Annotated in this window: 12 protein-coding genes; 7 read left to right on the top strand and 5 right to left on the bottom strand. The window is 64.0% G+C overall.

Translation table 11 applies throughout. The features are described 5' to 3' along the window. Window position 1: 1 nt before the first annotated feature. Together L1071_RS01130 and L1071_RS01125 are read right to left on the bottom strand one after the other, a co-directional pair. Window positions 2-622 carry an L-threonylcarbamoyladenylate synthase gene (locus L1071_RS01130; protein ID WP_246967672.1) on the bottom strand — a complete coding sequence of 207 codons (621 nt, stop codon included), beginning with the start codon at window positions 620-622 and terminating at the stop codon, window positions 2-4. 106 nt (window positions 623-728) lie between these two features. Next, entirely contained in the window at window positions 729-1,622 is an 894-nt protein-coding gene (locus L1071_RS01125; RefSeq protein ID WP_246967670.1) for a PHP domain-containing protein, read from the bottom strand. Window positions 1,623-1,732: 110 nt separating this feature from the next. On the opposite strand from L1071_RS01125, the gene L1071_RS01120 reads away from it, so the two are divergent. The 5 genes from L1071_RS01120 (at window position 1,733) to L1071_RS01100 (ending at window position 7,153) form a co-directional block, all read left to right on the top strand. Next, entirely contained in the window at window positions 1,733-2,302 is a 570-nt protein-coding gene (locus L1071_RS01120) for a septation protein A (protein ID WP_246967668.1), read from the top strand. Next, the gene (locus L1071_RS01115) at window positions 2,302-2,601 is read left to right on the top strand and encodes a YciI family protein (RefSeq protein WP_246967667.1); all 300 of its coding nucleotides are present in this window, start codon (window positions 2,302-2,304) and stop codon (window positions 2,599-2,601) included. Before L1071_RS01120 ends, L1071_RS01115 begins: the two co-directional genes overlap by 1 nt. Before the next feature lie 156 nt (window positions 2,602-2,757). Next, window positions 2,758-4,845 (top strand): bifunctional tRNA (5-methylaminomethyl-2-thiouridine)(34)-methyltransferase MnmC2/FAD-dependent 5-carboxymethylaminomethyl-2-thiouridine(34) oxidoreductase MnmC1, encoded by a 2,088-nt coding sequence (gene mnmC / locus L1071_RS01110; protein WP_246967665.1) that lies wholly within the window; start codon window positions 2,758-2,760, stop codon window positions 4,843-4,845. Next, complete coding sequence (gene ligA / locus L1071_RS01105) at window positions 4,842-6,887, top strand: NAD-dependent DNA ligase LigA (RefSeq protein ID WP_246967663.1); 2,046 nt, start codon at window positions 4,842-4,844, stop codon at window positions 6,885-6,887. The genes mnmC and ligA overlap by 4 nt, the downstream gene beginning before the upstream one ends. After that, window positions 6,884-7,153, top strand: a complete 270-nt coding sequence (locus tag L1071_RS01100; protein ID WP_246900356.1) for a YheU family protein — start codon at window positions 6,884-6,886, stop codon at window positions 7,151-7,153. The genes ligA and L1071_RS01100 overlap by 4 nt, the downstream gene beginning before the upstream one ends. A gap of 88 nt (window positions 7,154-7,241) precedes the next feature. On the opposite strand, the gene L1071_RS01095 is transcribed toward L1071_RS01100, so the two are convergent. Further along, on the bottom strand, window positions 7,242-8,555 hold the full coding sequence (locus L1071_RS01095; protein ID WP_246967661.1) for a 2-hydroxycarboxylate transporter family protein: 1,314 nt from the start codon (window positions 8,553-8,555) through the stop codon (window positions 7,242-7,244). Window positions 8,556-8,761: 206 nt separating this feature from the next. Between L1071_RS01095 and dcuS the strand changes: the two genes are divergently transcribed. Next, window positions 8,762-10,387, top strand: a complete 1,626-nt coding sequence (dcuS, locus tag L1071_RS01090; RefSeq protein WP_246967658.1) for a DcuS/MalK family sensor histidine kinase — start codon at window positions 8,762-8,764, stop codon at window positions 10,385-10,387. A gap of 21 nt (window positions 10,388-10,408) precedes the next feature. Then, window positions 10,409-11,149, top strand: a complete 741-nt coding sequence (locus L1071_RS01085; RefSeq protein ID WP_246967655.1) for a response regulator — start codon at window positions 10,409-10,411, stop codon at window positions 11,147-11,149. A gap of 136 nt (window positions 11,150-11,285) precedes the next feature. On the opposite strand, the gene zipA is transcribed toward L1071_RS01085, so the two are convergent. Next, window positions 11,286-12,611 (bottom strand): cell division protein ZipA, encoded by a 1,326-nt coding sequence (gene zipA, locus L1071_RS01080; protein ID WP_246967652.1) that lies wholly within the window; start codon window positions 12,609-12,611, stop codon window positions 11,286-11,288. Between the two features lie 197 nt (window positions 12,612-12,808). Then, window positions 12,809-16,303, bottom strand: a complete 3,495-nt coding sequence (smc, locus tag L1071_RS01075) for a chromosome segregation protein SMC (protein WP_246967649.1) — start codon at window positions 16,301-16,303, stop codon at window positions 12,809-12,811. Window positions 16,304-16,336 lie beyond the last annotated feature (33 nt).

Raw genomic sequence — 16,336 nt, 5'->3', positions numbered from 1 at the left:
ACTAGCTAAACGGCGCGACGTCACCACGCCCCTCACGGACGATGGTCGGCGGGATCTCGCGCAGATCGACCACCGTGGTCGGGTCCAGGTGGCAGGCGCCACCGTCGATGACAGCCTCGAGATGCGCGCCGAAGCGCTCGCGGATCTCCTCAGGGTCGGTCATCGGCAGATCGTCGTCGACGGGGATCAGCGTCACGCTCATCAACGGCTCGCCCAACGCTGCGAGTATCGCATGGCTGATGCGGTGATCCGGTACGCGGACCCCGATAGAGCGCCGCTTGGGATGCAAGAGCAGACGCGGCACTTCGTTGGTGGCGTTGAGAATGAAGGTATACGGCCCCGGCGTATGCGCCTTGAGCAGACGAAATACGTCGTTATCGACCTTGGCGTAAGTGCCGATCTGAGACAGGTCGGAACACACCAGCGTGAAGTTGTGCTTGTCATCCAGCGAGCGCAGCCACTTGATCTTCTCGATGGCCTTCTTCTCGCCCAGGCAGCACCCGAGCGCATAGCCGGAATCGGTCGGATAGGCGATCACGCCGCCACCGCGCAGAATCTCCAGCGTCTGATCGATGAGCCGTTTCTGTGGGTTGTCGGGATGAATCTGAAAGAACTGGGTCATGCCTGCCTCCTTGGGCCGGAAGAACGAACCGGAAGTACCGAGGACCGAACGTGCTGAAACGCGAAGGCGCTGGGCCGCACGGCGTGCCTCATGCCCAGCATTAACCTTACGCGGCGAATCTCGCAAGCCTGGGATGACACCACACCGGCGTTACCGAACAACGCGGCGGCGCGCTCATCACGCCCGGCGCCAGCGGCCCACCCGGATAGTGAAAATCGCTGCCCTGCGACCCCATGAGATCGCGCGCTTCGAGCTGGCGGGCCAGGTCGCGCCCTACGTCGGCGTTTTGATGGCCGCTGATCAATTCGGCGGCTTCCCCGCCGGCCTCACGGAAGCTGTCCAGCAGTTGGCTGCGCTTGCGATGCGTGAGGCGATAGCGCAGCGGATGCGCCAGCACCGCGATGCCCTGACTGTCGCGAATCCATTCGACCACCTCGCTGAGATACGGCCAATGGGTCTTCACGTCACCGGATTTGCCGGCGCCCAAATACTTCTTGAAGGCCGTCGGCATGTCCGGCACCAAACCCGCCGCCACCAGGGCCTTGGCGAAATCCGGCCGTCCCAGGGGCCGCTCGCTACCAGCCTGCTCGCGGGCGCGCGCCAAGGCGTCATCGAGGCCGATTTTCTCGAGGCGCTTGGCGATTTCCTCGGCGCGTGCCACACGGGCCTGCGCCTGCGCCTCGAGACCGGGCACCAAGGCGCCACTGGCCCCTTCAGGCAACAATGCCACCACGTGAATGCCGATACCGCGCCACAAGGTGGATAACTCACTGCCCGCCAGGCAACGCATACCCAAGCTTTCCGCATGCTGCTGGGCCTCGGCAACGCCGGCCACGGTGTCGTGATCGGTCAGGGAAAATCGCGTGACGCCTTTGGCGTGACAGGCGTCGGTCAACGCTTGTGGCGATAGCGCGCCATCGGAGGCGGTGGAATGCATGTGCAGGTCGAGGCCAAGATCGGCATCGAACGTATCGGGCAGGGGCGGCAAGGGTTGGCTCATGGGCATGACGCGGTGCGGCGTCTTTGTCAGAATAGGCTCGCTATAGTGCTCGCTTGCGCTGCGCTGGGTCAATTCCCGTGCCGCGCCGACACCTCACAGGATGCTCGCCGATGAAAATGTTCTTGGATTTCCTGCCCATCGTATTGTTTTTTGCGGTGTATCACTTCAGCGGCGATATCCTCCTCGCCACCCTGGTGCTGATCCCCGCCACGCTGCTGCAGGTCGCCTTCATGTGGTGGCGCTACCGTCGTGTGGAAAAGATGCAGCTGGTGACTCTGGTGCTGGTCGTCGTCATGGGCGGGGCGACCGTGCTATTTCATAACGCGGCGTTCATCCAATGGAAGCCGACCGTGGTCAACTGGCTGTTCGCCTTCGCGTTTCTGGTCGCCCCGCTGTTCGGTGGCAAGACCCTCGTCGAGCGCATGATGGGCAAGGCCCTCACGCTTCCCGCCGCGACCTGGCGCCGCCTCAATCTCGCCTGGGCGCTCTTCTTCATTGCACTGGGCGCGATCAATGTGTATGTCTTCAAGACCTACGACGAGGCCACCTGGGTCAACTTCAAGCTGTTCGGCATGCTGGGGCTGACCCTGTTGTTCGTGATCGGCCAGGGCATTTACCTGGCCCGTCACATGCCTCGTGATACGCTTTCGCAAAACGACCACCAGAAGGATGACCTCTGATGCTTTACTCGATCGTCAGCGATGATGTGCAAGACAGCCTCGAACGCCGCAAGACGGCGCGCCCCGATCATCTGGCGCGTCTCCAAAAGCTCCGCGACGAAGGACGCCTAGTGCTCGCCGGCCCCAACCCCGCCGTGGAGGCCAACGACCCCGGCGAAGGCGGCTTCAGCGGCAGCGTGGTGATCGCCGAATTCGACAACCTGCAGGAAGCCCAGGCCTGGGCCGACGCCGACCCCTACGTGATCGCCGGCGTCTACGCCAAGGTCACGGTCAAGCCGTTCAAGAAGGTATTGCCGTAACGCGTTTATCCACACCCGGAGCTGCGAGCCTTTATACACACCAGGTGTGGATAACATTGTGAAGAGGCGGCGGACGCCTTTCTCGATGGCGGTCGTCACGCCGCCCAGCCAATTTCGATCAATTTTTAACCAGTTTTCACGTCCTTGCCGAGAGCCATGTCGCCCCCTCCGTCTCCCCTGCCGCCACTGACCGCGCTGAGCGCACCCAACCTGGAATGGCGCGCCGACGATATCGGCGATGCGCCCTATTCCAGCGTCCATGACGATGTGTATTTCTCGCGTCACGACGGCCGCGCCGAGACCACGCATGTCTTCATCGACGGCAACCGCCTGCCCGAGCGCTTCGCCACATGGCGGGAGGCACGCCCTTTCGTGATCGGCGAAACCGGTTTCGGCACCGGCCTCAACATGCTTTGTGCCTGGATGTGTTTCGAGCGGCATGCGCCCGCTGAGGCGCGCCTGCACCTGGTCTCCACCGAGAAGTATCCTCTACCGCGCGACGCCCTGGCGCGAGCACTGGCGATCTGGCCCGAGCTGGCTGCGCATGCTCGCCCCTTGACCGATCAATGGCCCGAACCGCTCAGCGGAGTCCACCGGCTGTGGCTTTCCGAGCGCGTCACGCTGGATCTGCACTTCGGCGACGCCGCCGAGCGCCTGTCGCGTCTCGACGGCCGTGTGGACGCCTGGTTTCTGGATGGTTTCTCACCGGCCAACAATCCCGACATGTGGCAACCGGCGCTTTACGAGGCGATGGCTACTGTCAGTCGCCCGGGGGCGAGCTTCGCTACCTTCACCTGCGCCGGCGTGGTCAAGCGTGGCCTGCGCGCCGCCGGCTTCGCCTGGCGCAAGGTGCCGGGGTTCGGACGCAAACGCGAGATGCTGTGCGGCGAAATCGCCGAGCCGCCGCACGATACGCGCCGCGCGGCAACGCCGTGGTACATGCCACCCGAGGCATTGCCCGCGCGACATGTGGTGGTCATCGGCGCGGGGCTCGCCGGCACCAGCGTGGCCACCGCCCTGGCGCGACGCGGTGTACGCGTCACCCTGCTCGAACGTGATGGCCCCGGCGCCGGGGCATCCGGCAATCGCCAGGGGGCGCTTTACGTCAAGCTGGCCGCCGAGACCAATCCGCAAAGCCGCGTCTACCTCGCCGGCTTGCTGCATACCCGGCGCTGGCTGGCTACGCTCGACTCCGAGCGTGACCAGTTGTGGAGCGACTGCGGCGTGCTGCAACTCGCCCTCGACGCCAAGGAAGCCAGACGTCAGCAGCGCTTTCTCGAGTACCACAGATTGCCCGAGAGCGTGGTCAAAGGCGTCGATCAAGCTGCCGCAAGCCATGCCGCCGAGACGCCGCTGAACGCCTCGGGACTGGCGTATCCCCGGGCTGGCTGGGTGCGTCCCGATGTGCTCTGCCGCCACCTGGCCGCCCACCCGAGGATCACCTTCCACCAAGGCGAGGCACGCACACTCGAGCGCGACGCGGACGACGCCGGATGGCGCATCGCGCTAGCCGACGGCACGGCACTCGAGGCCGATCAAGTGGTTGTCGCCACCGCTCACGAGGCGTCGAAGCTGACACCCTTGGCCGGGCTCCCGCTCCAACCCATTCGTGGCCAGCTCACCCATCTGTCGGTACCGCCCGGTGCACCAACGCTGGCCCGCGTGGTCTGCGCGGGGGGCTATGTGTCCCCGGCCCTGGACGGCGTGCTCAGCCTGGGGGCGACCTTCGACCCCGGCGATACCGATACCACGCCGCGTGCGGCCGACCATGCCCGCAATCTGGCCGAATTCGAGGCCACCCTGCCCGCCTTCGCCGAGGCACTACGCGCGGCCGGCGCCACACTCGATCCCGCCGCCTGCGAGGCGCGCGTCAGCCTGCGCGCCGCCAGCCCGGATAAGTCGCCCTACGCCGGCCCGGTGCCGGTGCGCGAGGCCTGGCTCGACGACTACGCCGTGCTCGGCAGCGATGCTCGTCGCGCTCCCACCACGCCGGGACAGCATCATCCCGGCCTGTGGGTCAGTGCCGCGCACGGCTCGCGCGGGCTGGCCAGCGCGCCACTGTGTGCCGAGGTCATCGCCTCGCGGCTGTGCGACGAACCCTTGCCGCTGGAGCGCGAGCTCGCCGACCATCTTCACCCGGGACGGCGACTGATTGCTGATATCATCCGCGGAAACGCTACACTGTCGGCATCACCCATGCGCGACGAGCCGCCGACGTCACCGAACACCACCGAGACACCATGAGCCAGATTTCTTCAGCGACCCGTGAACGGGCCGAGGCCCTGCGCCAGCGGTTGGAAGACGCCAACTACCACTACTATGTCGAGGATGCGCCGCAGATTACCGACGCGGAATACGATGCCCTGCTGCGCGAACTGCAGTCACTGGAGGCCGAGCACCCCGAGCTGGTGACGCCCGACTCGCCCACTCAGCGTGTCGGCGCGCCACCGGCGGCACGCTTCGAGGAAGTGACCCACGCCGTGCCCATGCTGTCGCTGGATAACGCCTTCGACGAAGCGGAGCTTGCGGCCTTCGTCAAACGCGTCGCGGACAAGCTCGAACGCGACGGCGAGACGCTCGCATTCTGCTGCGAACCCAAACTCGACGGCCTGGCCGTGGCGCTGGTCTACGAGAACGGCCAACTGGTGCAGGGCGCTACACGCGGCGACGGACGCACCGGCGAGGACGTAACGCTCAATCTGCGCACGGTGCGCTCCATTCCGCTCAAGCTACGCGGCGACGCAGTACCCTCGCGGATCGAAGTGCGTGGCGAGGTCTACATGCGCCACTCCGGATTCGAAGCGCTCAACGAACGCGCCCGCGAGAACGGCGACAAGGTCTTCGCCAATCCGCGCAACGCCGCCGCCGGCAGCCTGCGCCAGCTTGATTCCAAGATTGCGGCCCAGCGCCCGCTGGAGTTCTGTGCCTATCAGGTCGCCCGGCTCGAGGGCGATGACGATGCCCGCTCGCATTCCGATTATCTCAAGCGCCTGCGCAACCTGGGTTTTCGCACCAGTCCGCTGCTCGATCTTGTCCAAGGCGAACGCGGCGTGATCGACTTTTGCCACCGCCTCGGCGAGCAACGCGACGGCCTCGACTACGACATCGACGGCGCCGTGCTCAAGGTGGATAGCCTACGCGATCAGCGTGAGCTGGGATTCGTCGCTCGCGCCCCGCGCTGGGCCATCGCTTACAAGTACCCCGCCCAGGAGCAGATCACGACGCTCAACGACGTGGCTTTTCAGGTCGGCCGCGTCGGTACACTGACGCCGGTGGCCAAGCTGTCGCCAGTCCAGGTCGCCGGGGTCACCGTCTCCAATGCCACACTGCACAACATGGACGAGGTCGCACGCCTCGGCGTACGCATCGGCGATACCGTGATCGTGCGCCGTGCCGGTGACGTCATCCCGCAGATCGTGGGTGTCGTCGACGCCCAAGGCCCGGCCGAGACCCGTGCCATCGAGATGCCAACCGAGTGTCCGGTCTGCGGCTCGCAGATCGAGCGCGCCGAGGGCGAAGTCGCGGCACGTTGCTCGGGCGGCCTGTATTGCCCCGCGCAGCGCAAGGAAGCCCTCAAGCACTTCGCCAGCCGCCGGGCACTGGATATCGACGGCCTGGGCGTAAAGCTGATCGACCTGCTGGTCGAGCGCGAGTGGGTCAAGACACCGGCGGACCTGTTCCGGCTCAAGGCCGACGAGCTCGCCGAATTGCCCCGGCTGGCGAAAAAGTCCGCCAACAATCTGGTCAATGCGCTGGAAACCGCCAAGCGCACCACGCTGGCGCGTTTCATCTACGCCATCGGCATTCGCGAAGTGGGCGAGGCCACCGCCGCCAATCTGGCACGCCATTTCGGCACGCTCCAGGCATTGCGCGAGGCCACGCTGGAAGCGCTGGAAGCAGTCGAGGACGTGGGCCCCGTGGTCGCCCGGCATATTCATACCTTCTTCCGCCAGGTCCACAATCAAGAGACCCTGGACGACCTGATCAACGTCGGCGTCACGTGGGACGAGCAAACCATCATTGAGCGCCCCCAGCCGCTGGCCGGGCAGACCTGGGTGCTCACCGGCACCCTCGAAGGCATGACCCGCGATGACGGCAAGGCGCGCCTGCAGGCGCTGGGCGCCAAGGTCTCGGGCAGTGTCTCCAAGAAGACCGCCGCGCTCGTCGCCGGCGAGGCGGCGGGCAGCAAGCTCGACAAGGCACGCGAGCTCGATGTGGAAGTGCTCGACGAAGACACCTTCCTGCAACGACTCGCCGAGTGGGAAAACGCGGAGGAAAACCAATGAGCGGACGTTTCATCGAAGTGCCCTACCGCATGCTGCCGGCCGACACGCTGGATACTTTGCTGGAGGGCTTCGTCACCCGCGAAGGCTACGACACCACCGATGAAGGTGAAGGCATGCCGGCCTGGGTACGCGAACTCAAGCGCCAGCTCGAGCGCGGTGAGTTACTGATCGCCCATGACCTGCAGACGGAGACCACCGAAGTCATGACGCTAGCCCAGTGGCATGCGTTCGGCCGTCAGCTAGCCGACGACGAGGAAGAAGGCTAAACGCCGAACTCGCGGCTCCGTGCGATCGACCGTTGACACACAAAAAGGGCGCCCCATGGGGCGCCCTTTTGAATCGCGGCAAAGATGCTCAGGTAAAGAATATCGGCACGAGGATGCTCGAGATCAGCAGGATCAAGGCGCCGCCCAAGCGCGAGGAGATCTGCGCGAAGGGCATCAGTTGCATGCGCTTGGCGGCGGAGAGCACCGCGACATCGCCGGTACCGCCCATGTTAGCCATGCACAGCCCTGCGGTGATGGCGGATTCGACGGGATAAAAGCCCACCAGCTTGCCGACCAGCCCAGCGCCGAAGGCGGCCCCGGCCACGACGGCGAGCACGATCATCACATAGGTCGGTGTGATGGCATCGATCACCTGGCCGAGGTCGGTATAGGCGATGCCGATCCCGAACAGCAGCGCGAAGGTCCAGTTCTTGGCGACGAACTGGAACCACTGCGAGGCAGACTCGTTGATGCTTTCCGGCACCACATTGGCGATCTTGAGCACGGCGACCAGGATGATCATCAGCGCATAGGGATGCAGCGGGATGAAGCCACCCAGAATCTGCCCGGCGGTGAAGAATGTCAGCGCAGCGACGACACCGATGCCCAGCTTGGAGAGATCGAAGGTGCTCTTGCGCTCTTCGATTTCCACGCCTGGCATCATCTGACCGTTACCCGTCAGTTTGGGGAAGCGCTTGGCCAGGCCGTTGAGCAGGCCCGCGATGATGATCGCGAAGACGTTACCCAGCGCCAGCGCCGGCACCAGAATCGAAATGTAGTAGCTTGCCGGCTGGCCAAGAAGCTGCTCGTAGATCTGGCTCATGGGCACCGCGCCCGCACCCATGCCCCCACCAAGGATCGGCAGGGTGATGACCACCAGGGCATCCTGAGGCGAGAAGCCCATTATGGCACCGACGATCACCGCGAAAAGCCCCGCGAAGAACACCGCACAGAGCAAGGGCAGCGCAAAGCGCGACCCGACCTTGACCAGCACCTTGGAATCCATGCCCAGAATACTGCCGGTGATCAAGGCGGCGATGTAGAAGTTGAGAAAACCGCCGCCTTTCATGAACTCGGTGACATTGTCGGTGATACCGGTCGGCAGCCAGCCAACATAAACCAACGCGGCCGCACCGAAGATGGCCAGGATGGCGCCGCCGCCCAGGTAGGTCTTGACGATCGGCAGGCGATCACCGATGAAGCCCAGCAATTCACCGAGTATCATCATCACCAGCAAGGCACCGATCATGCCGCTTGGCAGCGTGTCGGTGAGCATGGCCACGACCATGACGGCGAAAGCGATGAAGAAAACCGGCAGTGGCATGCCGAAGATGCGCGCACCCAGCACGCTCGAAGCGTGCTGGGTATCGTCCAGGCTTTGTGTAGCGGCACTGGTATTCATTGGCGTGCTCCCATGTGTTGGAATCCGCCCGCGCGGGCGGAGAACGTGAACGTCGCCGAGGATAAGCCGCACATGCCGTGAACCAAGCTTTGCCAACTTATTAAAGCGTTTTGAAATTATTGAAAACGACGACCTTGTATCCGGCATAGCGCGTCCGGCTTGGGTATTACACCAAGGTCGAAAATCACCCATAGGGTCCGCTACGCATGCCTCGCTTGCCGACTGTTCATCTCAATGTGCTGATCTCGCTGCTCGTGGCCTCGACGGTGATCGTTACGCTGGGCGTGGCGTTGTGGATGTTCGATGCTGCCCTGCACGATACCCAAGAAGACGCCCAGGCGGCGCGCGTGACCGATATCGCTCAGGTCGTGGCTTCACGGCGACGTGTCGTCAACGTACTGAAAGAAGCAGGAGAAAAGCACGATTTTACCGCCGATAGCGACGTACAAAGGGAGATCGACGCCTTGCGTCAGCGCCTGAATGTGGATTTCATCGTGGTGATGAACCCCCATGCCATTCGTCTGACGCACCCCGACCCGACACGTATCGGCGAGCATTTCCAGGGCGGCGATGAAGGCGCAGCACTGCGGGGCGAGCATTATGCGTCGCGGGCCGAAGGGACCTTGGGCGTCAGTATTCGCGGCTTCGCACCGGTACGCGATGCTGCCGGCGAGGTGATCGGCGCCGTCTCGGTAGGGGTGACACTGGATACGCTGGGCGCTCGCCTGGCCGACAACCGTCTGCGCGTGGTACTGGGTATCGCACTTCTAATGCTTCTGGGTACCCTCGGCGCCAGTTGGCTGGCACGTTACATCAAGCGTGTGCTGCTGGGCCTGGAGCCCCACCAGATCACGCGCCTGGTGGAAGAACGCCAAGCGATTCTCGGCTCGGTGCACGAGGGTATTCTCGCGGTGGATGTCGCCGGGCATATTACCCTGACCAACGCCGCCGCGCGCTCGCTGCTGCATCAAGCGGGCCTGGAAACGCCGGCGCTGGGCACACCAATCACCGACTACCTGCCCCAGAGCGGGCTGCCGGACGTGCTGCAAAGCGGCGAGGCCTCGCTCGACCAGGAAGTCTTCATCAACGGCCAGGCACTGCTCGCCAATCGCATGCCGATTCGCCACCAGGGCCAGGTGATCGGCGCGGTGGCGACCTTCCGCGACAAGAGCGAAGTCCGCCTGCTCGCCGAGGAGCTGACCGGCGTGCGACGTTACGCCGAAGCCCTGCGCGCGGCGACGCATGAATTCAAGAACAAACTGCATGTCATGCTCGGCCTGGTGCAACTCGAGGAATATCCCGCACTGCACCGCTATCTGCGCGACGTGGCGGATCACCATATCGCGCCGGGCGCAGCGCTGGTCGAAGGCATCAGCGAACCGGTGCTGGCGGGCTTTTTGCTGGGTAAGCAGAGCGAAGCCCGCGAGCGCGACATTACCTTGACGCTGGACGTTGAGGACGCCATTCCCGCGCCGCAAGACCCCGCCATGATTCATACGCTGGTCATCGTGCTGGGCAACCTGCTGGAGAACGCCTTCGACGCCGTCGACACGCAGCACGAGCGCCACGTCACGCTCACCATGGGCGTCGACGCCGCAATGTTGTCGCTACATGTGCAGGACACCGGCCCCGGCATTCCTGCGGCCATGCAGGCGCACATCTTCACCACTGGCACCTCCTCCAAGGGACGCCAGCGCGGCCTCGGGCTGGCGATGGTGCGCGAGCATGTCGAAGCGCATGAGGGTACCCTGGCACTGTATTCCGAACCCGGGCGCGGCACCCTGATCGAAGTCGCCCTGCCCTATCCCGTTTCGTCCGCCACCGAGAATTGAGCGCACAATGAGAACGTCGGCATGAGCGATACGCCACTGCAAGTACTCGTCGTCGAGGATGACCCCATGGTCATGCGCCTCAACGTCGAATATCTCAACCGACTCGACGATGTCGCGCTGGTCGCGCAGTGCGGCGATGTTCCCAGCGCCCTGGACGTGCTGGAGCGCGACGCCGTCGACGTCATCCTGCTCGACGTCTACCTGCGCGGCCGCAACGGATTGGAAATCGTCCGTTACCTGCAGCGGCTGGGCCGCGACACCGACGTCATCCTGATCACCGCTGCCAGCGAGACCGAGACCGTGCGCGCCGCACGACGCCTCGGTGTGCGCGATTATCTGGTCAAACCCTTCGAGTTCGAGCGCTTCAAGGTCGCCGTCGATGCCTGCCGACGTGTGCGCGCCACCCTTGAGCGCCTACCCGAACAAGCCGACCAACGCGACCTCGACCGGCTTTTCCAGCCCAGCAGGCCACGCCAGACGCGTAGTGATGGGCTGCCCAAGGGGCTGACGACGCCCTCGTTAGCGCAAATTGCCCAGGCCATTCTGAGCCTCGACGCGGAAACCTTCACCACCGAAAGCCTGATTCCAGCCACCGGCATGTCCCGCGTTTCGGTGCGCAAGTATTTGAAATACCTCACCGAGCACGGCTATCTCAGCGAGTCCTTTCACTACGGGCAGGTGGGGCGCCCCTCGTTCACCTACCGCTGCCTGGATATGACCGCCTTGCAAGGACTTCTCACCGTCGACCGCCCGACGCCATGACATCGGCTATCGTCAGTGCATAAAAAACGAGGCCCCGAAGGGCCCCGCTGATTTTCAAGAGCAGTCGTTTTCAAGAACAACCGTCTTTAAGAACAAGCGTCGTCGAGAACAGGCAAGAATCGCGACGCCAGTGCTCTCAATTTGCCTGATAGCGATGCAGGCGATGGCGGCGTTCGAATTCCTGCACGCGCTGCCGGGCGAACTCCACCGTCTGCGCGGTCATCACGCTGCGGTTTTCGTCCTTCAGCTCACCGCTGAGGTTACGTACCAGCACCATGGCGGTTTCGAACATGGCCTCGAACGCTGCCGCACTGTCGTGCGCGCTGGGCAATGGCATCAAGAACGTCACCCCCGGCGTTGCGAACTCGTCCATGTCATCGAGATCGAACACGCCCGGCTTGACCACGTTGACCATGGTGAACTGCAGCGCGCTGTCATCCGATTCGGTCTCGAAACGGTGGAAGACGCCCATCTCATGGCAATAACGCAGACCACAGGCCAGCATCAGGTTGAGCAGGTCAGGGCCCTGGAAGCCCGCCTCTTCGCGTGACAGAACGCTGATGACGATGACTTCCTCGGCGTCGGACAAGGCTTCGCGTGCACGATCGGCATGTACCGGATTACGCTTGGCACGCTCCACCGCCGGGTGATCGGTGACCACCTCACGGCGCGTCATGCGCTCCTCGGCGCGCTCTGGCTGAGCCAACGGCTCCTCGTCAGGCGTCGATTGCGGGGGTACCTCGGCCTCTTCATCCATGTCATCCATGGCACGAAACGCCGGTGCTTCATCGGGCACTGTCCGCCGCGCGGGCGCTTCCTCGCGGCGACGCGGCGGCGCCTCGTCCCTTGCCGGACGCGCCACGCCGGCGCGGGGCGTATCGGGCGCGGGCTCGCGGGACGACGACTCCAGCGTCGGTTCATGATGCGGATGCTCGTCATCGGCCAAACGCTCGTCATCGTGGCCAAGGGAGGCCGTGAAACGCTGGGCCGAGGCGCTCATACGCTGAGCCCCTGCCCGCACGGCATCCTTCATGCCCCGCATGCCGGAACGCTTGCCCTGATAGGCATCGTCATCGCGGTGCGCATCATCCTCATGAGCATCGTCCTCATAAGCACTGCCCCGGGCACGCTTGAGCACGCTGGGTTTGAGCTTTTCCTCGGGAATTCGCTCCTGGCGCAAGGGCGATTCCGGGCGTACCGGTTCACGCTCCTCGCTACGATCGAAGGTGGCATCGCGTACGACACGCGCACCTCCATTGGGCAATTCCCGCCGGATCTCAGCCTCGCGGGCCGCTTTATCCGGATCTTCTTCCTCGGCGTCCCTGTCCTCGGCTACCTGGCTATGCGCTGCCTGGTCGAGGCGCGGAACGCGGCGCTGGCGCTGAAGCCGACGCACACCGTCGATCACGATGGTCGTCACCAGCACCAGTCCCAGGATGATTAGCCACTCTCTTAGTTCCATGGGTCGTCTTGCCTGTTCGCTATTGGCGCCATGATTAAAACTCGTTCGTGAAGAAGCATAGCGCGATTAACAAAAAAAGGGCCACTTTTTTTGAATGTCAAGTAGTACCCTTAGCTCAGAGCAATCACCCTTCAATATCCCTGTCGAGGCTAACACAATAGTGTTGGTAACCCTTTTGGCGATTTTCTGCAAGTCGTTCATGCGTCCGCCAGGGTCGCCGCCTCGTCGATTCCTACCGATACCAGCCGGGATACCCCGGCTTCCTGCATGGTCACGCCCATCAATCGCTCGGCCGCTTCCATGGCAATCTTATTGTGTGTGATGTAAATGAACTGGACACTCTCGGACATTTCTTTCACCAGCTTGGCGTAACGTCCCACGTTGGCATCATCCAGCGGCGCATCGACTTCGTCCAGCATACAGAATGGTGCCGGGTTGAGCTGAAAGATAGCAAATACCAGCGACAATGCCGCCAGTGCTTTTTCACCCCCGGATAGGAGATGAATGGTGGTGTTTTTCTTGCCCGGTGGGCGCGCCATGATAGCCACCCCCGTCTCCAGCAAATCGTCGCCGGTTAGCGTCAACCATGCGGCCCCACCGCCGAAGACCTTGGGAAAAAGTTCGCCGAAGCCGGCATTGACCTGATCGAAAGTCTGCTTGAAACGCGTCCGCGTTTCCTGATCGATACGTCGAATCGCCTTTTCCAGGGTCTCGATGGCTTCGCTCAATTCGGCATGCTGGGCCTCGAGATAGTCGCGACGCTCGGCCTGCTGGTCATATTCCTCGATGGCCGCCAGGTTGATGGCGCCGAGGCGGCGGATCTTATCGCCGAGCTCGTCTAGCCGGGTCTGCCACGCCGATTCGGTGGCGTTGGGGTCGAGCCCTTCGCGCAACGCGTCGACATCGTGCCCAAGCTCTTCGAGATGTTCATCCTGCGTATCGGCTTTCAACGTCAGCGCCTGCACCTGCATGCGCGCTTCTTCGAGTTTGCCGCGTAGACCGTCGAGGTTGCGCTCGTGTTGCTGACGCGTGGCCTCGGTGTCGCGCAATGTCTCGGCCAGTTGATGGGCGCGATCGCGCGAAGCGTTGAGCGTCTCCTCTTCGCGACTGCGGCGGTCAAGCAATTCGTCGAGCCGTTCCCGCGTTTCCTCTTCCGGTTCACGCAGGGTGGCGCGCTGCTCTTCGAGCATGGCGAGCTTTTCGGCCAGGCGCTCACGCTGGTCGCGCGAGCGCGCATGCTGCTGATCGAGACCGGAGCGCTCCGTCTCCAAACGCTGACGCTCCATCGCCAGATGCTGCTGGCGCTCGCGCGCAGGCGCTACCTGCTGGCGTAGCGATTGGGCTTTTTCCCGCGCTTCGCGACGCTGATTTTCCAATCTCTCCCGGGTCTGGCTGTTGGCGTCCACGTCGCTCATCGCCGCCTGCCAGCGCTCACGCGTTTCCTCGAGTTCCTGACGCCGCTGGGCATGCCGCTCGACGAGTTGCGCTACATCGTCATCCAGCTCACGGGAGCGCGCGTCGAGCTGCTCCAGACGGCTCGCCAGCCCCGCCTCGCGCGAGGCCAACTGCTGCCGACGCTGCCCGAGATCACGTTCCTGAAGACGCAACGATTCGAGTTCCGTCGCCGCGTGCTCCACCGCTTCACGCGCGCTCTGCAACGTTTCCTCGAGCGTCTCGAGAGATGCCTCGAGCGCCGCGCTATCGGCCTGCAGTGCCTCGCGTCGACGGCGCTGAACCAGCACGCCATCCTCGGACGTCGACTCGCCGCGCCGACGTACCCAATCCGGGCCCAGCCACAGCCCGCCAGAGGTGATCACACTCTCCCCCGCGGCCAAGCGCCCGCGCATCGCCCAAGCGGCGTCTTCATCGGCGGCGCAGTGAATGCCGTTGAGCCAGGTACCCAGCGCCCCGGCGCCGTCGACCTGTTCCCTCAATGTGCCGGCCACCGGCGCCACGTCATCGCCCCCCAGCAATGCCAGTTCGGCGGGCGGGGCATCGGCGACGATCTCGACCATGGCGGACGTCGTGGCGAGACGCGCCTTGAGCCACGGCGCCAGGGCCCAGGCGACAACCGTCTCCCAGGGCGCGGCAACCTCCAGCCGTTCGGCCAGACGCGGCGCCTCGGCCAGGCCATGGCGCGCGAGGTGCGACTCCAGAGCAGCGTCGTCATCGGTCAAGGCGGCATCGAGCAATGCCTCCACCGACGCCAGTTCGCCCTGCAAGCGACTCAACTGCGAACGCTGGGTATCGCGCTGAGCGGCTGCGTCGTCGAGACGTGCCTGGGCGTCCTCGCGTTGTTGCTGCAGGCGCTCGCGTTGGCTTTCCAGGGCTTCCTGATCGAGATCCAGCGCCTCGAGTTCCTCGCGCAATTCACCGCGCTCGCCGCGCAACGACTCGACATCGGGCAGTTCCTGACGTTGCTGGCGGCGCTTGCCGATCTGGTCGTCGAGCTCGGCGATGGCGTTTTCGAGGCGACGCACGTCGTCCTGGGCCCGCTCGGCCCCGTGTGCCACGTCACGATCGCTTTCGTTGAAACGCTCCCACTCTTGTTGCGCTGTGGTGGCTTCTTCGTCGGCGGCGTCCAACGACTCCTGCAGCATTTCCAGCGTTTCCTGGGCCTCTTCGAGTTCGGGGGCGATGCTCTCCAGACGCTCGTCCAGGGCCGCGCGACGCTCGTCGTCCTGAGATCCCAGTTGTTCGAGTTCGCTCAGCTCGCGGCGCGCATCCTCGATATCCTGCGCCAGTTGCTGATCGCGCGAACGGGCGTGCTCGATGGACTGCTCGATGCGCGCGATGGCGGCACCGGTCTCATAGAAGCGGGCCTGATGACTCTCCAGTTCGGCGGCGACCTCATCGTGCGCCAGGCGCGATTCTTCCAGGCGGCTTTCGCATTGGCGCTGGCCGAGGATCTCGCGCTCGACCTGGGTTTCCAGCTCGCGGACGTGCTGCTCCTGGGTGTGCTGCTGGGTCCGAAACGCCCGCGTGCGCAGCAATGCCAGCTCGCCCTTGAGGCGATATTCCTCGTCCTTCAGAGTCTGGTAGCGCCGCGCGGCATCGGCCTGACGCTTCAAACGCTCGAGCTGCTTGTCGAGTTCCTCGCGAATGTCATCGAGGCGGTCGAGGTTCTCCTGGGTGCGGCGCAGGCGATTCTCGGTTTCGCGGCGGCGCTCCTTGTACTTGGAAACGCCCGCCGCTTCCTCCAGTGTCGAACGCAGCTCCTCGGGGCGCGCCTCGACCAACCGCGAGATCATGCCCTGCCCGATGATGGCGTAGGAACGCGGCCCCAACCCCGTGCCCAGGAACAGATCGGAAATATCGCGACGCCGGCACTTCTGGCCATTGAAGAAATAGTTGGATTGGCTGTCGCGGGTGACCTGGCGCTTGACGGAGATTTCGGCGTACTGGGCGTAAGCGCCGCCCATGGTGCCGTCGCTATTGTCGAAGACTAGCTCGATGGAGGCCTGGCCCACCGGCGAGCGCCCGGTGGAGCCGTTGAAGATGACATCGGTCATCGACTCGCCGCGCAGCGTCTTGGCGGAGGATTCGCCCATCACCCAACGCACAGCGTCGATGATATTCGACTTGCCGCAGCCATTGGGGCCAACGATGGCGGTCATGTTGCCGGCGAACGGCACATTGACCGCATCGACAAATGACTTGAAGCCGACCAGTTTGATGGACGTGAGGCGCATGCGCTGCCGGAATTCCTGAGGATGAGTCGCGGC

This window comes from Chromohalobacter sarecensis (assembly GCF_023061135.1).
In the GTDB taxonomy this organism is placed as follows: domain Bacteria; phylum Pseudomonadota; class Gammaproteobacteria; order Pseudomonadales; family Halomonadaceae; genus Chromohalobacter; species Chromohalobacter sarecensis.
The sequence above is the reverse complement of the archived record's forward strand: the minus strand, read 5'-3'. Positions and strand labels throughout refer to the sequence as shown.